The organism is Thalassotalea profundi (assembly GCF_014653195.1).
GTDB lineage: Bacteria > Pseudomonadota > Gammaproteobacteria > Enterobacterales > Alteromonadaceae > Thalassotalea_B > Thalassotalea_B profundi.
In genome coordinates this window covers 38,168-62,197 of the sequence record NZ_BNAH01000015.1, presented here as the reverse complement: position 1 = coordinate 62,197, position 24,030 = coordinate 38,168, and the positions used below count along the sequence as shown (strand labels likewise).

Here is a 24,030-nt window from a genome sequence, read left to right as displayed (position 1 = left end):
ACTATTAGCGCTTATATAGCGCTAACAACTCCCCAACCTTCTTACGACCTCCACCTTTTTGGCTAATCGTTCTTGCAACTTTAATCGATTTTATTTTATCTGCATGTTCGTATATTTTACGTGTCCAAATAGTATCGTGATTACTAATAAGGACTGTGGATTGACACGCTTTCGAAATTTCTTCAGCTGCATTAGCTAAGTCTGCTTGCTCGTCTAAACCAAAGCCATTTCCTGCATAACTTGTGAAACTAGCGGTTTTACTTAATGGAACATAAGGGGGATCACAATAAATAACATCTCCTGCTTGAGCACGTGCAAAACTTTGTCGATAACTTTCACTAATAAAAATAGCTTTTTTTGATTTTTCAGCAAAATAGCAAAGTTCTGTTTCTGGAAAGTAGGGCTTCTTATACTTACCAAAAGGTACGTTATATCCGCCTGACTTATTATATCGGCATAACCCGTTATAACCATGGCGATTTAAATAAAGAAAGAGTAATGAACGGTAATACTTATCTACGCTGGCATTAAACTCTGTTCTTAAGTGGTAATAGGCTTCTGCTTGGTTATTTTCAGGGGTAAATAATTTTTTTGCATCATTAATAAATACTTGGGGTTTCATCTGAATGATTTGATAAAGGTTAATTAAATCTTTATTGATGTCACTTAACACATAACTTTTATAATCACTATTTAAAAAAATAGATCCTGCACCAACGAAAGGTTCGATTAACCGGTCCCCTTCTGGCAGCATTTTATTAATAATATCACTTAGACCATATTTTCCACCGGCCCATTTTAAAAAAGCTCGATGCTTTTTAACCATTCTTTTCAAAACCTCAAACGACAAAATATGCCGTATCACTGAATTGTATTGTGAGGTACGAATTGTATCCTGAATTAGGGCTTATTGGGAACGTTCAAACGCATTGATTTCATTATTAATTGCTGAAATTGACTTTATCCAAGGTTGTCTTGCTAAAATTGTTTCTGGTAGGTCACTCATAGCACGCTCTGCTTCAGCATAACTCTCATAATGGCTAGAAGTCAGTACAGTCATAACTTCATTATTTAATATTCTTTTGTATTGTTTAAACTCAAGCTGATTAAAATCAGCAAGAAATTCTTGCATAATACTCTCTTGAGTGAACCCTGATATTTGTATCACAAAACCTCGAGTAAAACTTTTAAAGTAGCTTTCATTGATTTTTTCACCTGATAAAACTGGTAACGATAAGTTTTCAATCACTACATCTTTCACAATAGGGTCAACAATAGTCCTTGTATCAACACTATCGCTCTTATAGTTTCTTGTAGCAGAAAGTTCACTTGCTAATACGGTACTAGGGGCTGTTGGTACAACATCAAGAATCTCAACTCCTTTTATTTCAGTCGACGCATCCTCAAAAGCGGCAATTGCAGAAACAATATCACTGACTTGTGCTGGCTCGCTTGCCGCCTTTGTTTTGACGGAGACAATCCCTGTAAGTACATTAAAAATATAGTTCGAAGAAGCCACTTGCTCAGGAAGAATTTCATTATAGGCTCTAGCTAAATCTCCTTCGCTTTGAGCTAAAGCGCCAGAAAGAACCATTTTATCTCCAGCATCAACTAATGTTGACTTATGTGCAATATTATTAGGGAGTTTTGAAAAACTAAACATATCTTGCTGCTTCAACCAAGCGAGTATCATAAAAGCGACTAATGACAATACCGTTAACGCAATTATGCCCTTTTTACTGGGTGTTAATGTTAACCATGATTGAGGTGTTTTAAATTCCTTAGCATTAAGTGAAAGTAGCTGGCCTGAATTTCTAGATAAAATGGACAGCTTTTTATGGAATAAATCTTTATGCGCGGCAAACATTTTACCTGCGTCATAATTCCCTAGCATCAATACGTCTATAGCTAATTGCGCCTTTTTAGCAATTAATGCTAACTGTGTTAACTCATGCATTATTTGTAATGAGGCAAATTGTGCATTATCAATTACAATCGCCAATTTTTGCGGGTTAGCATTAAGTAAATTAACAATACTCACGGCTAATGATTGCTCTGGGTCAAAAACACTACCACTAAATAATTGTTCAATTATTCTACATCTCATTTGAATATTATTTAATTTGGGTGATGCTGAAATGAAGGCAGCGTTATGTTCCGCTGACAATTGATCAAGAAATTGAAAACCCATTGAGGAACATTCTTGGGCATTTTCATCTACGACTAAAATAGCGTGTTTCGAAAAACGATGGATATAATCAATGCGTGCATTAACGCTAATTGAAGTAACACTCTCTGTTGACGTGTTTAATAGTTGGGACTGTGCTAATGCTGACATGCTTCACCTTCTGCTTATCTACAGAATTTGTTGAAGCATCTCCTTAGTAACGTCGTCTCTTATTTCAGATTTACCTATAGCGGTTGGCACTATAAATCTTAACAGGCCACCCATATTTTTTTTATCACGCTTCATGTGTGATAAAAATTGCTCAAAGCCCATATTAGTAGGAGCTTCTAATGGTAAATCAAATGCTGCGATTAACGCTTCAATGCGACGAAGTTCTGACACTTCAAGCAAATTCATTGCTACTGCAAGCTTAGCAGCAAGTACCATGCCAGCAGCAACAGCTTCACCATGCAACCAATTTCCGTAACCTTGTTCAGCTTCGATAGCATGCCCAAATGTATGACCTAAGTTTAGTAAAGCTCTTATACCGCCCTCTTTCTCATCCTGAGCAACGATATCTGCTTTACATTGACAACAAGTTTCAATCATTTGAATAAGCACACTTTGATCGCCACTTTTAATCGTTGTTATATTATTTTCTAACCATTGAAAAAAGTTAACATCACCCAAAATACCATATTTAATCACCTCTGCCATGCCAGCATTAAACTCCCTAGCAGGTAAAGATAAAAGGCTATCAATGTCAATAAGAACAGCTTTAGGCTGATAAAAAGCCCCTATCATATTTTTACCTAATGGGTGATTAACAGCGGTTTTCCCACCAACTGAAGAGTCAACTTGAGATAACAATGTGGTTGGGACTTGTATAAAATCAATTCCTCTTTGATAACATGCCGCAGCAAAGCCTGTAATATCACCGATTACACCACCACCTAAGGCGATGAGAGTGGTATCTCTACCATGCTCATTAGCCAGTAAGTGCGACATTATTTTATCAAAATTAGCCAGGCTTTTTTCGGCTTCGCCATCAGGTAAAATAATTTCATCAACCTGAAAATCATTGAGTAATGACTTAACTAAATTACCATAAAGTGGATAGACAATAGTATTTGATACAATACAAACGCGTTTAGCGCGGATATAAGTTGATAGTAAATGACTATTAGTTAGTAATTTACTATCAATATAAATAGGGTAGCTACGGTCACCCAAGGAAAGGTTTAGGGTGCTCATCAATTAAAAGTCTAAGCGCTCAACAATTTTATTAGCAACTATTTTTGCACTTTGATCATCTGTTTGCACAATAACATCTGCAATTTCTTCATACAGCGGGTTACGTTCAACAGCTAATTTCTCTAATACACTACGTGGTTCTTCAGATGTTTGTAATAAAGGTCTACGACGGTCACGTTGTGTACGCGCTACTTGTTTATCAATAGTAGTTTCAAGGTAAACAACTACACCTCTAGCAGATAAACGATTACGCACTTGTGAACTTATGACTGAACCACCGCCAGTTGCTAACACAATACCCTGCATTTCTGATAGGTCATTGATGACGTCTTCTTCTCTTTTACGAAAGCCTTCTTCGCCTTCAAGATCAAAAACCCACGCAATATCTGCACCTGTGCGACGCTCAATCTCTTGATCAGAGTCATAAAAATCCAGATGCAGTTTATCTGCTAATTCTCTACCTATGGTACTCTTGCCTGCGCCCATTGGGCCAACTAGGAAAATGTTACGTTTTTCTGCCATGAGACTAACTTAATACTCGCGTTTAATAATTACGTTTACAGATAAGAGGGTACCCCCTCGAAGATTTTAAGGGCGTAATTATCGCAATTGTTGAGGGACAAATGCAAGCAAGTGTTGCATAAAAGCATAACTTGCTTGCTATTTTTATTATTAAATCTTTTAAAATCGTTATATTTCAATAACAAAGACTTAACAATTATTCATTAAAAATTTTCAGTAACTATTCTTGGCGTCACGAAAATGAGTAATTCTTTCTTCTCATTAAAGTTCGTAGAGCTTCTAAACATCCAGCCAAAATATGGAATATCACCTAATACAGGTACTTTAGAGACACTATTAATGACTTGCTGTTGGTAAATTCCACCTAATACAATGGTTTCACCATTATTCACTAATACTTGTGTGCCAATTCTCTGTGTATCAATAGCCGGTGCGGTCCCGCTTGTCACTGAAGAAACCGTATCTTGCGTTACAACCAAATCTAAAATGATACGATCATCAGGTGTAATATGCGGTGTAACCGTTAAACTTAATACCGCTTTTTTAAACTGTGTAGCAGTAGCTCCACTTGACGCTGACTCTTGGTAAGGGATCTCAACCCCTTGTTCAATATAGGCTTCCTTCTGGTTAGCCGTAGTTATACGCGGGCTTGCAATAATTTCACCTTTATTTTCTTGTTCCATCGCACTTAATTCTAAATCAAGAATAGTACCATCAGCTAGTCGTGCTACTTGAAATGCTAGACTTCCCGCAGGGCTTGCCACAGGTAAGTTTACATTTAACCGCTCACCTAGTGTTGGAACTGTGCCACCTGACGCTGATTCTGCTCCAGCAATGGTACCTGAAGTTGCGTAATCACCACCATCAGTTACTCCCCAGCGAATGCCAAGTTCTTCATTAATATTATCTTTAACCGTGACCATACGTGACTCGATCACAACTTGTCGTACAGGAATATCTAATACATCCACCATACGTTTAATATCTTTAATGCTTGCTGCAGTATCACGAATCAATAAAGTATTAGTTCTTTCATCAACACTCACACTACCACGCTCGGATAAAATACTATTCTCTTCATTTTTAATCAGTGCAGCAAATTCTAGTGCTTTAGCATAATTGACTTGAATGTATTCAGAATAAAGTGGTGCGAGCTCTTCTACTTGTTGTCTAGCTTGTAATTCCTTTGCTTCTCGTGCAGCGAGTTCATCACTTGGGGCAACCATTAAAATGTTACCTTGCATGCGCTTATCAAGTCCTTTTACTTTTAAGATGATATCAAGTGCTTGATCCCAAGGCACACCATCTAATCTTAAAGTAATATTACCTGCAACCGTGTCACTAATAACTAAATTAAAGCCATTATAATCAGCAATGATTTGCAGTACGGTACGTACGGAAATATCTTGAAAGTTTAACGATATTGCACGACCCGTAAAGTCATTTGAATCACCTAAATATCCAGGAACTTTAATTTTTTCTTTGACAGCTAATGAAAAAACATTGTTTTTTTGTTGATGTTCAAAAGTAAACTCACCGTCAATATCAATCACTAATCGAGCATTACGTCCATCCCTAAACGTTTCAATTCCTTTAACTATAGTGCCAAAGTCAGCAACATCTAAAGTATATAAAAGGTCATCTTTGATTTGCGTATTATGAAAATCAATAAACAGTTTACCTAACTTATTACTTACATCTACCGCAACCATACTATCATCGAGATAAACTAATATTTGTGCCTCGTCGTCGTTACCTTTACGAAAATCTATTGTTGAGACACTATTAATAAACTCACCGCCAACAGGAGCTAAATTTGCTATGGCTTTATTAGGTAAGCCTTTGTTTAGCACTAATGAAAACTCATTACCCATTTGACTCACGTCAAACACAGAGAGTTGCTCAAGGTTAACAGAAGCAACAACCTTACCGGCAATCTTTTGTACGGTAATACTATTCACACCCGCATGTTCAACTATAGTTTCGAGCAAGTTAGTATTAAACCCATCAATATCAAAGCTAATATCAATTTTGGCAGGCGACATTGACGTTTTGACTTCCGGTTGACTAACCATATTTTCTGAAAGTGCAAAAACTAATTCAATTTCATCGTTTTGCAAGGTGTTATAACGAATTTCAGTTAAATCAGTAGCGTTAACCATCGAAGAAAATAGGCTTAAGCATAATACTTTTACTAATACATGATTAAGACAATGGCTGATGACGTTTAATTTTTTCATTTTATTTATTAGCAACATTACTTCCTTTGCCCCTCTGCGTCCGGTTTAACCATAGTTACGACAGTTTCTCTTTCTACCCAACAGCCAGCGCCATCAGGAATTAATTCAATTACTTTAATATTATTCGGATTCACTTCAGTAATACGTCCATTAAATAAACCTAGAAAATGCCCAACAGCAACCCGATGTAAAGTTGCATCAGATGCCTCAACGAGTGCCCACGTAATTTCTAATTCCCCTAAAGTACCACGCATCGATAAATCACTTAATGAAAATTTTTCGAGTGGCTGTTTACGTCGACGAGGATCTGGGCTTAAACAACCAGACATTTGCTGAATTTTCTCTTGAATTGCCTCGGGACGAGGAAGATCAAAAGGGCTTCGTAAATTTTGAGCCGAATACTCAACATGATCAAAAACCGGCACTTCTGGCATTGGATCTATTTTCGATGTGGTATTCGCTTGCACTGTCGCTATATGAGCTTTCAAATCGCTAGTGTCATCAAAACATCCAGTAAGCGAAATGAGAAAGAATAAAGTGATTAATTTTTTCATTCTGTTGTCGCCTCCCGATATTTATATGTTTTTGCCTGTAGTTGCAAAATTAATTCATTGCTATTTTGAAGCCATTTAATATCAAAATTGTGCAGTGTTACAATTCGAGGAAGACCTGCTATTTTACTCACAAAATTACCAAACTCGTGATATGTACCTATCACTTTAATATCAATAGGTAGTTCAGTATAAATTTCCTGCTTTATTTCGGGTTGCCAATTTAATGTAGCAAAATTTAAACCGCTAGTAGTGCCAACAAAAGTTATATCATCTAATAAGCCTGGAGTTTCATGGCTTTCAGGTAAGCTTTTTAACTGATTAGCAAACAAAGCTTCAGCATCTTCCATTTGCTGTTGAAATAATTCTAAATTGGCCGCAACATGATATTTAGTTTGGTATTGCTGTTTTAGCGTACTTTCTTCGGCAATAACACGGTCTAAAGTGGTCAGCTTATCTTGAATTAATAACACAAAACCTAACCCCATCACTACAATAGCAATAAAAACAATAAACACACCTTTTGCCAGGGGAGGCCATTCAGCTAAGTTATCTAATTCTAGTCCTTCAAATTGTGATAAATCTAAATTCACTAGCTACCTCCTTGTGCTGAAGTATTGACTATACCTTTAATGCGTACACGCATTTTGAAGTCGCTTAACAACTTACTTTCTGCATCATCAGAGGTAATGGATTCAAGCTCGGCATCAGTAAATAAATCTGATCGTTCAATTGCTCGAATCATATTGGCTAAATGGTTATTCGATTCACTTTTACCGATTAATTCAAGGGTATTCCCTTGTTTATTCATTTCGGTGAGATAGATACCTGTAGGGATAATTTTAGCAATTTCATCTAACACCTGCGTACCAACATTTCGGCTTCGTTGTAATTGCTCAACGACATTAATACGTTTTTGTAATTCAGATTTTTTTTCATTCAGAGTCTTAATATGCGCTATACGCCCATCAAGAATGGCAATTTCACTTTGTAAATATTGATTACGTGTCAATTGTCCATCAATTCTTGTTTGATAGAATTGACTCACAATAAAAACTAAAGCAAAAGCAACTAAAGCAACCGCTGTTAATTGTGTAAAAAAGTCACGTTGTTTAGCTTTCTCTGCGGCTTCCCGCCAAGGAAGGAGGTTTATATGTGCCATGGCGAAAAACTCCTTAATGCAAGTCCTGCAGCAACCATATATTGAGATGCTGTTTTATCTAATTCTGATTTATCTACTTTGTCAGAAATTACTATATCATTAAACGGGTTGGCAATAACGGTATGTATACCTAATTCATCTGTTAACAACTGCTGAACACCTTCAACTTGTGCAGTGCCCCCAGAAAGTAGGATATAATCCACTTTACTTTTACCGCTTGATGTTAAAAACATTTGTATAGCACGCCTAATTTGCTGAACTAGTATGGTGTGAAAGGGTGCTAATACTTCAAAAGTATAATTTGGCGGTAAATCATTATTTACTTTTGCCATTTCCGCTTCTTCAAAGGGCTTATTGTAATAAGACACAATAGAGCGAGTATATTGTTCACCACCAAAAATCTGGTCTCGACTATAAATATGCTTTCCTGAGTCTGTTACTGAAAACAAGGTCATCGTCGCACCAATATCAACAATCGCAACAATTTTATTAGTGGCATCATCAGGAAGTAAAGGTAAATTCAAATCATAAGCACGGCTTACTGCGTAAGACTCAACATCAATAACTTTAGTGTCAAACCCTCCCATCTCAAGTGCAGATACTCTTGCTTCAACAGATTCAGTTCGAGCAGCACTTAATAAAACATTCATTTTAGAAGGATCAGATTCGTTAACATCTAAGGATTCAAAATCAAGACTTACTTCATCTAAAGGGTATGGAATTAAACTATCGGCCTCAATTTCTATTTGGCTAGCTAATTCTTGCTCACTAAGTGATACATCCATATAAATAATTTTGGTTATAACGGTTTGCCCAGAAACGGCAGCGGCAGCTAGTGAAATTGAAGAGGATATTTTTTTTCTTATTTTAGCAATGACATTACCTACCGCTTCTATATCTTGTATTTCACGGTCTATAATTGCTCCCCTAGGCATGGGTTCTGTAGCTATGGCTTCAAGTACAAAGCCGTCACTCCCTTGATTTAATAAAACCGCTTTAGCTGAATGAGAACCAATATCAATCCCCACCATTAAAGAAGCTTTCTTTTTTAACAGATTGCTTAGCATAACTTCCCACTAGATCATTTTGTTATAATAATATTAAGCTTTTTTTATCTATAAATACATTTATTACATGCTTTTACACGATATACTAGTACTATTGAGTAATTTTTATAAATTTTATTGAGCATTTTATTTTGTTTTCACTGAAACGCCTTGCAAAATTCGCCCTTATTATGACCCTTTTAGGGGGTTTAACATTGTTAATAGCATACATTTTAGTAAAGGATCAACTACCTAGCGTTGCTTCCTTAAAAACTATTCAATGGCAAACACCGATGCAAATATATAGTAGCGACGGCAAGTTAATGAATCAGTTTGGTGAAAAAAAACGTATTCCACTTAAACTCAATGAAATGCCTCAGCAACTGATAGACGCTATTCTTGCTACTGAAGATGATCGTTTTTATCTACATTTTGGTGTTGACCCTATAGGTATGGGCCGTGCAGTGCTTGGGCAAATTATCGGACAAAATAAAGGCGGGGCAAGTACAATTACGATGCAAGTTGCTCGAAACTTCTTTTTAACCCGGGAACAAACCTACATTCGTAAGTTACGTGAAATTTTTACCGCATTTCATATTGAAAGCTTGCTCACTAAAGATGAAATTCTTGAACTTTATATGAATAAAATAGAGCTAGGGCACCGCTCTTTTGGTTTTGGGGCGGCCGCGCAAGTTTATTATAATAAAGAGGTTAAAGACCTTACTTTAGCACAAATAGCAGTATTAGCAGGATTACCCAAAGCACCATCAACATTAAATCCATTACGTTCACCAACGCGAGCATTACAAAGAAGAGCTGTCGTTTTAAAGCGAATGCTTGATAGTGGATATATTACTACTTCCCAATATCAAGAAGCGAATAATGCGCCAATCACTGCAAAAAAACACGGTGCCGAAATAGAACTTAACGCGCCTTATGTTGCTGAAATGGCACATCAAGAAATGATCGAGCGCTATGGTAAAGAACAAGCCTACACGGGTGGCTATAAAGTTTACACAACAACGCCATCTAAGTTGCAAGTTGCTGCTCGAAATTCTGTTATGAAAAATATTTTTTCTTATGACCAACGACACGGTTACCGAGGTGCAATTAAAAACTTACGTTCGTTAGCGGGTAACTCCCAAGACGAAAACTCAAATGTTGACCCATTAACGCCAGCTGAAATTAGCCAAGCACTTTCACATGTATTGTTATACGAGAACCTAGAGGCTGCTGTAGTTACGCAAGTGTTAGAAAATACGATAGAAATAACGTTGAAAGATCATGAAGTTGCCATGATAGAGTGGGACAATATGTCGTGGGCTAGAGAGTATATTAATGATGAACGACAAGGTGCAGCGCCTAAAACACCAGCTGAAATATTAAATTACGCAGATGTTATTTATGTTGAAAATACAAAAAACGGTTATAAATTAAGTCAATTACCTGATGTAAGTTCAGCATTAGTGTCCATATCTCCTGATAATGGCGCTATTTTAGCTCTAGTCGGCGGTTTTAGTTTTTATCAAAGTCAGTTTAATAGAGTAACCCAAGCTAAACGCCAAGTAGGCTCGAACATAAAACCTTTTTTATATTCTGCTGCGTTAGAACACGGCTTTACTTTAGCAACTTTAGTTAACGATACTCCTATTAATCAATGGGACCAATCTTCAGGTACTGTATGGCGACCTAAAAATTCACCGGAACAGTACAATGGAGAAATCCGTGTTAAACGTGCATTAGCACAATCAAAAAACGTTGTTGCGGTAAGACTATTTAGAGATGTTGGCATCAATAATGTGATTCCACATATGGCATCATTTGGCTTTTCTCTCGATGATTTGCCTCGAAATGAATCTCTTGCTTTAGGTTCAGCCTCATTTTCTCCACTTGAAGTAGTTACTGGATTTGCCACGTTTGCTAATGGTGGTTTTTTAATTAAGCCTTATTTAATAGAACGCATTGAAGATTCTTTCGGGAACATTATTTTTCAAGCTAACCCTGAAATTGCTTGCGAAGATTGCGATCAAATTAATAATATGGAAAATTCGTCAGCCGATATTAATCTGCCTTTTTACCAAAATACTCCGCAGAGTAATCACGGAAATATTGCTATACAGGCAGTAGATACGGACACTATTGCTAAAGCTCCTACTATTAAAAAAGCCAAAAGAGTGATTAGTGCACAAAATGCTTTTTTAATGACAGAAGCATTAAATGAAGCTATTTGGGGTGCTGACTGGTCAATAACTCCCGGTTGGAATGGTACAGGTTTTAGAGCTAGAACCTTAAATCGTCGAGATATTGCAGGAAAAACTGGAACAACAAATGAAGCTAAAGACGCTTGGTTTTCAGGCTTTAGTCGCCATATAGTCACAACATCTTGGATTGGTTTTGACGATCACAGTCGTAATTTAGGGCAAACAACTTCAAATAGTAATTTAGGAAAAGAGCAAATTACAGGAAAAGAGTTTGGGGCAAAATCAGCACAACCAGCTTGGATTGATTTCATGGAAGTCGCGTTAAAAGACCAGCCTATAAAGCCCTTTGAGCAACCTCAAAATATTGTGTCGATTAGAATAGACAAGAAAACAGGTAAGCTTACTAATAGAACAGACAATACTAGCTTATTTGAATATTTCACTCTTGGCACTGAACCTACAGAATATGTCAGTAGAGATATTAGTAATGAAATATTCAATCAAGATAAAAGTGATACGGTAAAAGACATTTTCTAATTAACGAAAGTGATACAATTAAACACTCTATTTTACTTATTTTTGATCATAGCTAAAAATAATTACAAGCTAAAATCAATTTAGCTTGTAAAACTTTCGTTTGAAACATTTGATAAGCACATATTTCATATTGATTTACTTATTTCGTTAAATCTTACGTTAAACCCCTCACAAAAATACATACTCATTAAAATCAGTACTTTACTATATTTTATTGTAATAATTAAAAGCTATTCATCTTTAGATATATCAAAACGCACACCATTATAAATGAAAGTTATAGTGAAAACTTTCAAAACGAAAGAAATTTTTCTTTCGTTTTGTCTCCTGATCGCCTAGAATTGCGACCTCAACAACAACGAAACTTACACCTTTAATTGTCATACTTAGGAGCTTAATTGCTATGACCGTTTTGCAAACCTCAATTGATTTATCGAAATACGGCATCACAAACGCTGACGAAATTATTTACAACCCGTCGTATGAACTGCTTTTTGCTGAAGAAACAAAGCCTGATCTCGAAGGTTATGATAAAGGTGTGGTCACTGAGCTTGGCGCAGTATCCGTTGATACAGGAATTTTTACAGGCCGCTCTCCTAAAGATAAATACATTGTCCGTGATGATGTCACTAAAGATACTGTTTGGTGGTCTGATCAAGGAAAAAATGACAATAAGCCAATGTCACAAGAGACTTGGACAAAACTGAAAGAGCAAGTAACAACTCAACTTTCAGGCAAACGTTTATTTGTTGTTGATACATTCTGTGGTGCTAATGATGATACCCGTTTAAAAGTACGTTTTATCACTGAAGTTGCATGGCAGGCACATTTTGTAAAAAACATGTTTATTCGTCCAAGTGATGAAGAACTTGTTAACTACGAACCTGATTTTATTGTTATGAATGGTGCAAAAACAACCAATCCTGACTGGAAAGCACAAGGTTTGAATTCAGAGAATTTTGTTGCCTTTAACTTAACCGAAAAAATGCAGTTAATTGGTGGAACATGGTACGGCGGCGAAATGAAAAAAGGTATGTTCTCAATGATGAACTACTTTTTACCCCTAAAAGGTATAGCCTCAATGCACTGTAGTGCAAATGTTGGCAAAGCAGGTGATGTCGCAATATTTTTTGGTTTATCTGGAACAGGTAAAACGACCCTCTCAACCGATCCTAAACGTGAATTAATTGGGGATGACGAACATGGTTGGGACGACAATGGTGTTTTTAACTTTGAAGGTGGCTGTTACGCTAAAACAATTAATCTTAGTAAAGAAAATGAACCCGATATATATAACGCAATTCGCCGTGACGCATTACTTGAAAACGTAACAGTTGCTGCCGATGGAACTATCGACTTTGACGATAATTCTAAAACAGAAAATACACGAGTTTCGTATCCAATTAATCATATTGATAATATTGTAAAACCAGTTTCACGTGCAGGTCATGCGAAAAAAGTTATTTTTCTAACAGCTGACGCTTTTGGTGTTTTACCACCTGTTGCTAAATTAACTCCAGCGCAAACTGAGTACTACTTTTTATCTGGCTTTACAGCCAAATTAGCGGGAACAGAACGTGGGATAACAGAGCCTACACCAACATTTTCAAGTTGTTTTGGCGCGGCTTTTTTAAGCTTGCATCCAACACAGTATGCAGAAGTACTACGTAAGCGAATGCAAGCTGTTGGAGCAGAAGCTTATCTGGTTAATACCGGTTGGAATGGTACAGGTAAGCGTATTTCAATTAAAGCAACGCGTGCTATTATTGATTCAATTTTAGATGGCTCAATTGACCAAGCTGAAACAGAAATACTACCAATGTTTAATCTTGAAATTCCTACCAGCATTGCAGGGGTAGAAGGTAATATTCTTGACCCTCGTAATACTTACAGTCAAGCAAGTGATTGGGAAAGTAAAGCCTTCGATTTAGCTAACCGTTTTGTAAGCAATTTTGAAAAGTTCACTGATAATGAGAATGGTAAAAACTTAGTAAATGCTGGACCAGCCTTATAAATTTCAGTGATCAACCTTATTTAGGACGGGTCACGCTTCACAATAAAAAAAGCCGCATCAGCGGCTTTTTTTATTGTCTCAATTTAATGACAGGCTAAAGGGAGTAATACTTTAGCTGTTAAGCCACCTTCTTCACGGTTTTTAAGCAACACTCGGCCGCCATGGGTATCAACTATCCGTTTAATAATTGCAAGCCCTAGACCACTGCCCTCTGCTCCTCGAGCTTTATCGCCTTGAACAAAAGGCTGGAACAATCGCTCAACTTCAGCTTCGTCAATACCGGGACCATTATCTGATACCGTTATAAAAAAGAATGAACTGTTAGGCTCTAAACCTGTTGAAATTTCAACATCACCACAACTATAACGTTGAGAGTTTTGAATTAAATTAGCAAGAACTCGTTTGATAGCAACATTTCGCAAAGGAACTAAAGGTAAGTCACCGCCATTAAAACGAATTGTTCTGTTTGGTAACGACTCAGTTTGCACGACATCTTCTACAAGGGCATTTAAATCAGACAACTCAGTCTTATCTTTACTGTCATTGCGAATATAATCTATGAATTGATCGATAATAGTATTCATATCATCAATATCGCTTTCAATACCTTCTTTGAGAAATTCATCATCTTTAGACATCATTTCCGTAGCTAAACGAATGCGCGTTAACGGAGTACGAAGGTCATGAGAGATACCCGCCATCAGCAGGTTCCGATCATCTTCTAATTGTTTAATGCCTTTTGCCATATGATTAAACGCTTGAGTCACAGCCACTATTTCGGTTGTACCTCGTTCAGTCAAGGGTTCAGGAAAGTCACCAGTTCCTACAGAATGAGCAGCTTTTTGCAGTGCTTTTAAGGGGCTATTTAGCTGTCTAACAAACAACCAACCACCAATAACACTTAACGAACCAAGTACCGCTAATACTATTAGTAAAGGCGCATAACTTGCTTCTTCTAAGCTGGTTAAAGGAATTTTCACCCAATACTGTGGTGCCTGTGGCGGGCGGATCCAAAAAAGATATTCATTCCCTTGTGAAATGCGAACTTCAGCTTCTCCGCCTAAAAGCCGCGACATTTCCAGCGAACGATTTTGATAGTAATTAGCGTTTTCTAAGCCTAATTGTAATGCTCTACTCTCAGTATAAACACCTATGCCTGTTTCACGCTGAAATGCAACAGCCATTGCTGGACTTAATACCGGATCTTTTACATCGATAAAAACTACACGTACCTGCTTAGCCAAAAGTTCATTAATTAATTGTGAGCTTGGTTGAAAGCTGTATACGGCAAATGCAACTAAAGACACTAATTGATTAATAAATAATAAAACACTTATTAATAATATGGTTTGCCCAAAAGCGCTACGTGGCAATAATTTCATTTACTTCTAAGCAACTGCTTTTCCTTCAGGAACAAATACATAACCTAAGCCCCAAACTGTTTGAATATATCGCGGTTTTGTAGGATCTTCTTCAAGCATCCGTCGTAAACGTGACACTTGTACGTCAATACTTCGTTCTAAAGCTGAATAATCTCGGCCGCGTGCTAGGTTCATTAGCTTATCTCTAGATAGGGGTTCACGAGGATGTAAAACTAATGCTTTTAATACAGCGAATTCACCACTCGTTAAAGGCATATTTATATCGCCTTTACACATTTCACGCGTCGCTAAGTTGAGTTCGTAATCACCAAACGTAATAATATTTTCTTCTAAAGAAGGTGCCCCCGGCGCTTCTTGTACGCGGCGTCGAAGTACGGCTTTAACTCGAGCAAGTAACTCTCGAGGATTAAAAGGTTTAGGCATATAATCATCAGCGCCTAATTCTAAACCAATAATCCGATCAACTTCATCACCTTTAGCCGTTAACATCACGATTGGGATTTCATTGGAATTTTGGCGTAGACGGCGACAAATAGACAAACCATCTTCCCCTGGCAACATTAAATCAAGCACCAATAAGTGAAAATTTTCACGCTCAAGCAATCTATCCATTTGTTCGGCATTGGCTGCACTTCTCACTACAAAGCCCTGCTCCACTAAATAACGCTCTAGCAATGCTCTTAAACGCATATCGTCATCTACGACTAAAATTTTAGGTGTTTCTTGACCCATAATGCACCATTTTATTTTTTAAAGTGTTTCTACTATAAGCGATAGTGACAGATATTAAAAAAGTTTGTCTGTATCATTCGCTTGCCTTTTGTTACAAATTATGAATCTTATATTGATTCTAGACTACTGACTTACTCTTTCTATATGTGGTTTTTATTAAAAATATCAACAGCCTCCATCTACTCATCTGAAATTTGCTAAATTTCATTAACGCCCTTGCTAACAATATGTCAAAATGCGCTGATGAAAGTGTGGATTTATTTTTTTAAAGCTCCCCGAAGAGTAATTTTTATCAGTCGTAGACGCCTAATTACTAATGTAAAGCGTCAATTAATACGAGTGAAAATTGCGCTATCTCAAGAAAAAGCAGAAACCAAAGAAATGCTCGCCATCTATAAACGTTATACTATGAGACAAGCTACACCTGAAGAAATGAAACTCGCAAATAAACAGTTTTTCGACGTTTTAAAAGGGTTGGGGATAGGCGTAGTCGCCATTTTACCTTTTGCACCTATTACACTACCCATTGTCATCAAACTAGGAAAGTTGGTCGGCGTTGATATTTTACCTAGCTCTTTCCGTGAAGACGATAAGCCTAAATAATTAAGGACTATTTCAAGTAACCGATTGCCTGATCAGTGACACATTGAGTGAAGCTCTTTTGTTTTTCTTGATAGGTTAAGGAAATAATAGCGCGCGCTACTAAGATCATTTTTTGCTGACGTTCAACGTTAGGTAAGCTTTGTAGTTGCTCATAAAAACACCCTGTTAAACCAAAGTCCAAGGCTATTTCAGACTTAGCAGTTTCGCCATCTAAACATAGCGATAATTTCTCGGCTAATAAATCGCGATCCATTTTATTAATCAGTTCTTTAACTTGATAACCTATAGGATCAGTTTTACGTTCTTTGTTACAGGCATAAAACATGTCAGCTACCGCAACCACTGGAATAAGTCTTTGGTGTTGCTCTGCAAATTTTTCTTGTAACCAACGTTTATGTTGTAGATCCATTATTTCTTGAGCGTGCGCACTAAAAAAGCAAATACTTGCACTTATTATCAATCCTTTGTTAAGTAAAGACCTCGTTTTAACATTATTTTGGTTAAGTAAGCTCATGATTCTTATGTATCCCTTAAATTACACTCTATAATTATACCCAGTAATCTCTATCGTTTGTAATCCCTATTTGATTAAATATAATCCTCATTTAAAGCCACAAAAGCAGAGTTGACATAATATTATTGCGAATACATTTATCAACACTAATGAATATGACATGATAGTTAAATCGATAACAGGTATTAGCAAATAACAATGCACTATTTTTATAAAATACTTTTAATAATATTACTTAATATCAGCCTATTTTTATCAATAGCAAAGGCAGATACGTTAACTGAATTTGAGCAGCAACTTGCAGAATATAAGGGCAAAGTAGTCTATCTAGATTTTTGGGCATCTTGGTGTATACCTTGTTTACGTTCTTTTCCTTGGATGAATGAAATACAGCAAAAGTATAGCAACGAAGACTTTGCTGTATTTAGTGTGAATCTTGATGCTGACAAATCTTTTGCAACGGCGTTTTTAGAAAAAACCCCCGCTAACTTTCCCGTATTTTATGATCTAAAAGGCAAGGTTGCCAAAGCATTTAAGCTTCGCGGAATGCCAAGTAGTTATATTATTGACCGAACAGGAAAAATCGTCAGTTCTCACGTAGGCTTTAACGATGAGAAGAAAGTCGCTTATCAAACTGAGATTGAAAAGCTAATACACAAATAAAAATATAGTGATAACTTTTAGATTGATTAACTATGTATAAACACTTTTCTAAAGAACAGTTAGCCCATCAATACTCACCTAGCTCTTGTGTAAAAGATATTAAAATTTATATCAATACATATATCCAAAAAAGTAAACTTGCTAAAGAGAAGGCATTAAAAGATAAGTTAGTACATACTGACTTAGCTTACAGCTCAAGTATCGATACTACTTTAGATTTATACTTACCTTATAACTTCAAAAGACCTGGTCATCAAAAACAAAAATTACAGGTTTATATTCATGGCGGCTATTGGCAGGAACTCAGCAAAGAAGAGTCTAGTTTTGCGGCCACTAATTTTCAAAAACATCATTGTTACTTTGCTGTAATTGATTATAGTTTAGCACCTCACGCAAGCTTAACTGAAATAGTTGAGCAAAACAGACTTGCCATAGTTTGGTTATACCAACACGCGCAAGAATACGGTTATGACAAAAATGAAATATACCTCTGTGGAAGTTCTGCCGGCGCGCATTTAGCGATAATGATGCTCTATACCAATTGGAGCGAATACATCAGCTGTGACCAGCTCAATAATCTGGTAACCCCAATTAAAGGTATTTGTGCCGTCAGTGGTATTTATGACCTAACTCCAATTGCACAAACCTATATAAATGAACCATTGCAGCTTACTGAAGATGAAATTTTAACTAATAGCCCGTTATTATTACCAATGAAAGGCGCCGAGCAGATGCCATGTAATATCATAATCAGCTATGGTCAAAATGAAACGACAGAATTCAAGCGACAAAGCCAAGAGCTCAAAGAAAAATTATCTCTTTTAGGTTACCAAGTTTGTTTTCATGAAATTGCTGAACGCAATCATTTTGATGTCATACTAGATCTGGCCAACGAAAACACCTGGCTATTTACTCAAGTGTTAAAACAAATGGACTTACATTGCGCTTTTAACAAGGAATAAAGTCCCCTAACTTTTATACCCTTCAAATACTTCAAACACTGGTTTTTTATCAATAATTACTCTACTTTAAAGTGTAATTAAACGCTGTACTATCTCTTTTATTATCGCCATTAGTAGTATTATGGCTAGACAAAACTGTATACCACGTTAGAATCTGCGCTCTTAATTTTATATATAAGGTATTTTAATGTTTAGCCATATCAACCCGAAATTTTACGATCAACAATTGCAAGATAAAGAGCAAAATATGCAGTTGTTATTCTCGCAATTTAACGGTCCTAAGTTTGATATTTTTCCATCGGCTACTCTCAATTATCGTCAACGTGCAGAATTTAGAGTTTGGCATGAAGGTGACGACTTATTCTACATTATGTTTGATAGCACAACGAAGCAGAAATATCGTGTTGACGACTTTCCTGTTGCCAGTGTATTGATCAATAAATTAATGAAGGCTCTGCTTATTGAAATAAAAAATAAACCTTTACTTAGAGAGCGCCTTTTTCAAGTCGATTTTTTATCAACGCTTAGTGGTGAAGCATTAATTAGCTTGCTTTACCACAAACCATTAACAGATGAATGGCAAGAAGACGCACTTAAATTAAAGTCGATACTAGCTAAAATAGCGCCATTGGATATTATTGGGCGTGCTAAAAAACAAAAAATCATCTTAGAGAAAGATTATGTTATTGAAAATCTTACTGTGGGCCAACGACATTTTAAATACCAGCAAGTTGAAAATAGTTTTACTCAGCCTAATGCTGTTGTCAATGAACATATGCTTTTGTGGGCACAAGAAGCGACCACTGGCCGAGGCGGAGACTTAATAGAGCTTTACTGTGGTAATGGGAATTTTAGTATCGCCTTGGCCCAAAATTTTGACCGGGTATTAGGCACTGAAATTTCTAAATCATCAGTGAAATCTGCACAAGTTAATATTGCAATGAACAAAATCAGTAATATTGACATTGTAAGAATGTCGAGTGAAGAGTTTAGTCAAGCAATGAATGGTGAGCGCAAATTTCGTCGATTAGCAGACTTCGATCTAACCACATATCATTATGATACCGTTTTAGTTGATCCTCCCCGCGCAGGGTTAGATCCTGATAGTGTTGAGCTGGTTAGTCGCTTTAAAGATATTATTTATATCTCATGTAACCCTGAGACATTAAAAGATAACTTGGTTCAATTAACCAAAACACATCAAATTAAAAAGTTTGCGTTATTCGACCAGTTTCCTTATACCCATCATGTAGAAACTGGAGTGATTTTATCAAAAAAGGACAATAAATTTTAGCTTGATCTTAAACATTTTTTACTATGTTTAATCGATGATTAAATTCAGCAGCTCCACGTGCAATAAAACGTAGCTGCTGAATCGTTCTTAATGCTAATTGCTCTCTATCTTTCTTGTCACCATCTAACGCATCTGAGCCTGCACTAAACACAATAGTCACAGCAGCATTGGCCTGCATATAAGCGACTTCAGCATCCATTTGATTCGCTTGCTGCAAATAATCACATAACTCTAACGTAAAATAACTAATTTCCCGATTAACCGCTGCACGAAATGCGGCCGATGTACCAGAACGTTCACGCAGCAATAAGCGAAATATATTCCCATTATTTTCAATAAACTCCATAAATGTAACTACAGAAATACGGATAACTGAGCCACCTTTTTCAATGCGTTGACGCGCTTGACGCATTAACTGCCGTAAAGTTAATCCAGCCTCATCAACCAAAGTTAAGCCTAATTCGTCCATATCTGTAAAATGTCGATAAAATGAGGTTGGAGCAAGCCCCGCTTCTTTCGCCACTTCACGTAAACTTAAACTTGAAAAACTACGTTCACTGCTTAGCTGTCCGAGTGCCGCATCAATTAATTGTCTGCGAGTTTTTTCTTTCTGTTGAGCCCTAATTCCTGTCATCGCTAGCCAATCCTAATAACGTTAGATGTGTATCATACTAAATTTACTGTTTTTTGCCAGATTAACAACTTCTCAGTTGCTTTAGCATTCATATATTTTTAATAAAAAATCTCTTGACTGAAAAAGATACCAGACTAAAATGGCGTACATGTGTACACTGAAAAACCAATCCGTTTTTTCGGATAAATGTTGGAACGATGAATGAATAAACCTAAAATTATTTGGTTAAACGTATCAGTATTTGTTATTACCTTCCTATTCGCCGCAATTGCGGTTCCCTATCGCGCAATAACTCATGGTTTTGATGGTGCTGAAATTACCATGGCTATTATTTGCTTTATCTATTGTGGAATGTCAATCACCGCAGGCTATCATCGTTTATGGTCACATAAAACGTATCAAGCACATTGGTCTCTTCGATTAATTTTTGCTATTGGTGGTGCTTTTGCATTACAAAATAGTATTTTGCATTGGTCTTCAGATCATCGCATTCATCACAAGCATGTAGACAACAATGATGTTGATCCATATTCGGCCAAACGTGGTTTCTGGTATTCTCATATAGGATGGATGCTACGTGAATATCAGGCTCATCGTTATAATGATTATAAAAATGTTCGAGATTTACAAAAAGATAAGATTGTAATGTGGCAACATAGGTACTACCTGCTATTAACGATTGCGACAAACTTTGGTATCCCACTTGCCTTTGGTCTGTGGCATGGTGATGTTATTAGTAGCTTATTATTGGTAGGATTCCTTCGTTTAGTATTAAGCCATCACACCACTTTTTTCATTAATTCATTAGCCCATATATGGGGTAAACAAACCTATACTGAAAAAAATACCGCTCGTGATAATGGATTTTTGGCTTTTTTCACCTTTGGTGAGGGGTACCATAATTACCATCATATATTTGAAAATGACTACCGTAACGGTATTCGTTGGTGGCAATTTGACCCAACAAAATGGCTAATTAAAGGATGCCATTTCTTGGGGTTAACCTATCAATTGAAAACAAGCCCTGAAGATAAAGTAGAAAAAGCGCGCTTAGCTATGGTATTAAAAAGAAAACAGCAAAAATTAGCAGCACACCCAGATGCAGAGCAATTACTTGCAAAGTTACAACATGAATACGACGCTTTAATTGTTAAACTGAATGACTATTATGATGTAAAAAAACAATTGCTTGCCGCCAAAAAGCAACAATTGGTAGCTGACATCGAAAAATCTGAGATGATGAAGCAATATAAAGAACTAAAACAACGTATGTTAGAACAACAACAAAGTTGGCAATTCTTTTTATCTAACCACGCTTAATTAGCAATACTGAAAATAAACTCACCAGTGGTGAGTTTATTTGATCCTTACCATAGAAAATTCAATTTAATAGTTACCTAAGCCCTATTTCCTGCTACTATTTTTAAATATAATTCATACCAATCAGACTAATAAACAAATTACTTGATCCGTTTGGTATATCATCAACTTAGGGCCGTTATTTTGACCAATAAACCAACCCCAAATCAAACAAACAAACCAAAAATTCAATATGATTATGATGCAATAATTATAGGAACAGGACCAGGCGGTGAAGGTACCGCAATGGAATTGTCTAAAAAAGATAAAAAAGTTGCTATTGTTGAGCGTTATAAAGATGTGGGTGGTGGATGTACACACTGGGGTACAATCCCGTCTAAAGCCTTACGTCAAAGTGTTCGACGTTTAATCGAATATAATTCAAACCCTTTATTCCGTGGCCATGAAAAAGCGAAACGGTTAACTTTTCCTGAAATTTTAAAACATGCTTCAGCTGTTATTCGAAAGCAAGTACAGTTACGCAGTGGTTTTTATGATCGCAATCGAGTGGAACACCTTGTAGGTGAGGCTTCTTTTATTGATGCGAATACGTTACAAATTCTTAAAAATGATGGTTCTATTGAAAAAATCACAGCAAAGCAAATTGTCATAGCGACAGGGTCTCATCCGTACAGACCAAATGATATAGACTTTAAACACCCGAGAGTTTATGACTCAGATACTATTTTAACCTTAACCCATGATCCCCGCTCTATTATTATTTATGGCGCGGGAGTTATTGGTAGCGAATACGCGTCAATTTTTAGAGGATTAGGTGTAAAAGTAGATTTAATCAATACCCGTGAACGCTTACTATCTTTTCTTGATGACGAAATGTCAGACTCTTTAAGCTACCACCTATGGAATAATGGTGTGGTTATTCGTCATGGCGAGCAAATTGAGCGTGTTGAAACAACAGATGAATCTGTAATTGTGCATCTAGCTTCGGGTAAAAAAATGAAAGCCGATTGCTTATTGTGGGCAAACGGACGTACAGGTAATACAGCTGACTTAAATGTTGAAAATGCCGGATTAAAAGCTGATGGGCGGGGACAACTAAAAGTTAACGACCATTATCAAACCCAAGTAGAAAATATTTATGCTGTAGGTGATGTTATAGGCTATCCAAGCTTAGCAAGTGCTGCCTATGATCAAGGTCGCCTAGCGGCATCAGCCATGATAGACAATCAAAGCACGGCTAAATTAATTGCCGATATACCAACGGGAATTTTTACTATTCCTGAAATTAGTTCTGTTGGTAAAACAGAACAAGAGCTTACTGAAGCAAAAATACCATATGAAGTTGGTCGTTCGCAATTTAAACATCTTGCTCGTGCACAAATTGCCCATAGCTTAGTAGGCTCATTAAAAATACTTTTTCATCGTGAGACCAAAGAAATATTGGGTATTCATTGTTTCGGGGAAAACGCTGCCGAAATCATTCATATTGGGCAGGCGATTATGCAACAAAAAAATGGTGGCAATACCATCGAATACTTTGTTGAAACCACTTTTAACTACCCAACAATGGCTGAAGCGTTTAGAGTAGCGGCATTAAATGGGCTAAACCGTTTATTTTAAACTTAGTAAAATATAAAAAGGAAAACCTCATGAGAAAATTATTACTTCACCTTAATTTAATTCTCATGAGCTTTCTTTTGAACAGCCCAATAAGCTTTGCAAACGCTTCGAATGAAGAACAGTTTAGTATTTATTTAGTCAGGCACGCAGAAAAAGTAGCTAACAGCACTGTGGATAAAAAGAATCCGCCATTAACTGCTTGTGGAACAAAACGCTCGAAGCAGCTAGCAGTAATACTTAAACAAGCCAATATTAAAAAAATTTACAGTACTCAAACCTTAAGAACTGAGCAAACAGCGGCACCATTAGCGAAACAACTTCATTTGGAAGTCATCCCCTACTCTGCAAGTGATTTAGCTAGTTTTGCACAGCAAGTAAAAAAGGCTAAAACAAATACACTGATAGTGGGGCATAGTAATACGACACCACAGTTGACCGCATTAGTTGCTAATACTCCGGTAAAGGAAATTACTGAAGCTGAATATCAAATGCTTTATCAAGTCAATTTTCAGGGAGATAATTCGCAATTAACGCTATTAAGGCAGCCGCTCAGCTGTCAATAATAAAGATAAGCTGTACTAAGGCTTTAAATTCATTTTTAGTCAAAAAAAG

At 36.6% G+C, this 24,030-nt stretch carries 22 protein-coding genes; 9 read left to right on the top strand and 13 right to left on the bottom strand.

Translation table 11 applies throughout. From position 1 onward, the window contains the following. Nucleotides 1-4 precede the first annotated feature (4 nt). The 9 genes from IE155_RS16070 to IE155_RS16030 all read right to left on the bottom strand — a co-directional run bounded on the left by IE155_RS16070 (nt 5) and on the right by IE155_RS16030 (nt 8,963). Nucleotides 5-826 carry a Dam family site-specific DNA-(adenine-N6)-methyltransferase gene (locus IE155_RS16070; RefSeq protein ID WP_189379272.1) on the bottom strand — a complete coding sequence of 274 codons (822 nt, stop codon included), beginning with the start codon at nt 824-826 and terminating at the stop codon, nt 5-7. 81 nt (nt 827-907) lie between these two features. After that, a complete protein-coding gene (locus tag IE155_RS16065; protein ID WP_189379271.1) occupies nt 908-2,338 on the bottom strand; it encodes an SPOR domain-containing protein in 1,431 nt (476 codons plus the stop codon). 18 nt (nt 2,339-2,356) lie between these two features. Next, nucleotides 2,357-3,421 (bottom strand): 3-dehydroquinate synthase, encoded by a 1,065-nt coding sequence (aroB, locus tag IE155_RS16060; protein ID WP_189379270.1) that lies wholly within the window; start codon nt 3,419-3,421, stop codon nt 2,357-2,359. 3 nt (nt 3,422-3,424) lie between these two features. Continuing rightward, nucleotides 3,425-3,943, bottom strand: a complete 519-nt coding sequence (aroK, locus tag IE155_RS16055) for a shikimate kinase AroK (protein WP_189379269.1) — start codon at nt 3,941-3,943, stop codon at nt 3,425-3,427. A gap of 203 nt (nt 3,944-4,146) precedes the next feature. After that, nucleotides 4,147-6,183, bottom strand: coding sequence for a type IV pilus secretin PilQ (locus IE155_RS16050; protein ID WP_189379268.1), 2,037 nt, complete (start codon nt 6,181-6,183; stop codon nt 4,147-4,149). A 17-nt stretch (nt 6,184-6,200) separates the two neighbouring features. Next, on the bottom strand, nt 6,201-6,737 hold the full coding sequence (locus tag IE155_RS16045) for a pilus assembly protein PilP (protein ID WP_189379267.1): 537 nt from the start codon (nt 6,735-6,737) through the stop codon (nt 6,201-6,203). Next, nucleotides 6,734-7,327 carry a type IV pilus inner membrane component PilO gene (locus IE155_RS16040; RefSeq protein ID WP_189379266.1) on the bottom strand — a complete coding sequence of 198 codons (594 nt, stop codon included), beginning with the start codon at nt 7,325-7,327 and terminating at the stop codon, nt 6,734-6,736. The genes IE155_RS16045 and IE155_RS16040 overlap by 4 nt, the downstream gene beginning before the upstream one ends. Continuing rightward, nucleotides 7,327-7,896, bottom strand: a complete 570-nt coding sequence (locus IE155_RS16035) for a PilN domain-containing protein (protein ID WP_189379265.1) — start codon at nt 7,894-7,896, stop codon at nt 7,327-7,329. The genes IE155_RS16040 and IE155_RS16035 overlap by 1 nt, the downstream gene beginning before the upstream one ends. Then, nucleotides 7,884-8,963, bottom strand: a complete 1,080-nt coding sequence (locus IE155_RS16030) for a pilus assembly protein PilM (RefSeq protein WP_189379264.1) — start codon at nt 8,961-8,963, stop codon at nt 7,884-7,886. The genes IE155_RS16035 and IE155_RS16030 overlap by 13 nt, the downstream gene beginning before the upstream one ends. Before the next feature lie 131 nt (nt 8,964-9,094). Here IE155_RS16030 and IE155_RS16025 point away from each other — a divergent pair, with 131 nt between their 5' ends. Together IE155_RS16025 and pckA are read left to right on the top strand one after the other, a co-directional pair. Continuing rightward, a complete protein-coding gene (locus tag IE155_RS16025; RefSeq protein WP_189379263.1) occupies nt 9,095-11,680 on the top strand; it encodes a penicillin-binding protein 1A in 2,586 nt (861 codons plus the stop codon). Nucleotides 11,681-12,083: 403 nt separating this feature from the next. After that, nucleotides 12,084-13,694 (top strand): phosphoenolpyruvate carboxykinase (ATP), encoded by a 1,611-nt coding sequence (pckA, locus tag IE155_RS16020; RefSeq protein ID WP_189379262.1) that lies wholly within the window; start codon nt 12,084-12,086, stop codon nt 13,692-13,694. A gap of 83 nt (nt 13,695-13,777) precedes the next feature. Here pckA and envZ read toward each other — a convergent pair whose 3' ends face one another. Together envZ and ompR are read right to left on the bottom strand one after the other, a co-directional pair. Next, on the bottom strand, nt 13,778-15,076 hold the full coding sequence (envZ, locus tag IE155_RS16015) for a two-component system sensor histidine kinase EnvZ (protein ID WP_189379261.1): 1,299 nt from the start codon (nt 15,074-15,076) through the stop codon (nt 13,778-13,780). A gap of 6 nt (nt 15,077-15,082) precedes the next feature. Continuing rightward, nucleotides 15,083-15,808 carry an osmolarity response regulator transcription factor OmpR gene (gene ompR / locus IE155_RS16010; RefSeq protein WP_189379260.1) on the bottom strand — a complete coding sequence of 242 codons (726 nt, stop codon included), beginning with the start codon at nt 15,806-15,808 and terminating at the stop codon, nt 15,083-15,085. Between the two features lie 243 nt (nt 15,809-16,051). Here ompR and IE155_RS16005 point away from each other — a divergent pair, with 243 nt between their 5' ends. Beyond that, entirely contained in the window at nt 16,052-16,411 is a 360-nt protein-coding gene (locus IE155_RS16005; RefSeq protein WP_189379259.1) for a hypothetical protein, read from the top strand. Between the two features lie 7 nt (nt 16,412-16,418). Here the strand turns inward: IE155_RS16005 and IE155_RS16000 are convergent, their stop codons facing one another. Continuing rightward, complete coding sequence (locus IE155_RS16000) at nt 16,419-16,820, bottom strand: hypothetical protein (protein ID WP_229817399.1); 402 nt, start codon at nt 16,818-16,820, stop codon at nt 16,419-16,421. 303 nt (nt 16,821-17,123) lie between these two features. Between IE155_RS16000 and IE155_RS15995 the strand changes: the two genes are divergently transcribed. From IE155_RS15995 to trmA, 3 genes are all read left to right on the top strand, one after another. Then, nucleotides 17,124-17,588, top strand: coding sequence for a TlpA disulfide reductase family protein (locus IE155_RS15995; RefSeq protein ID WP_189379257.1), 465 nt, complete (start codon nt 17,124-17,126; stop codon nt 17,586-17,588). A 32-nt stretch (nt 17,589-17,620) separates the two neighbouring features. Continuing rightward, nucleotides 17,621-18,550 carry an alpha/beta hydrolase gene (locus tag IE155_RS15990; protein ID WP_189379256.1) on the top strand — a complete coding sequence of 310 codons (930 nt, stop codon included), beginning with the start codon at nt 17,621-17,623 and terminating at the stop codon, nt 18,548-18,550. A gap of 187 nt (nt 18,551-18,737) precedes the next feature. Continuing rightward, nucleotides 18,738-19,844, top strand: coding sequence for a tRNA (uridine(54)-C5)-methyltransferase TrmA (trmA, locus tag IE155_RS15985; protein ID WP_189379255.1), 1,107 nt, complete (start codon nt 18,738-18,740; stop codon nt 19,842-19,844). Between the two features lie 7 nt (nt 19,845-19,851). Here the strand turns inward: trmA and fabR are convergent, their stop codons facing one another. Continuing rightward, entirely contained in the window at nt 19,852-20,478 is a 627-nt protein-coding gene (gene fabR, locus IE155_RS15980; RefSeq protein ID WP_189379254.1) for an HTH-type transcriptional repressor FabR, read from the bottom strand. A 201-nt stretch (nt 20,479-20,679) separates the two neighbouring features. Between fabR and IE155_RS15975 the strand changes: the two genes are divergently transcribed. From IE155_RS15975 to IE155_RS15965, 3 genes are all read left to right on the top strand, one after another. After that, nucleotides 20,680-21,798 carry a fatty acid desaturase gene (locus tag IE155_RS15975; protein WP_189379253.1) on the top strand — a complete coding sequence of 373 codons (1,119 nt, stop codon included), beginning with the start codon at nt 20,680-20,682 and terminating at the stop codon, nt 21,796-21,798. A 183-nt stretch (nt 21,799-21,981) separates the two neighbouring features. Continuing rightward, nucleotides 21,982-23,418: a Si-specific NAD(P)(+) transhydrogenase gene (sthA, locus tag IE155_RS15970; protein ID WP_229817397.1), complete on the top strand. Its 1,437-nt coding sequence runs from the start codon at nt 21,982-21,984 to the stop codon at nt 23,416-23,418. A gap of 29 nt (nt 23,419-23,447) precedes the next feature. After that, nucleotides 23,448-23,981, top strand: coding sequence for a SixA phosphatase family protein (locus IE155_RS15965; protein WP_229817394.1), 534 nt, complete (start codon nt 23,448-23,450; stop codon nt 23,979-23,981). Nucleotides 23,982-24,030 lie beyond the last annotated feature (49 nt).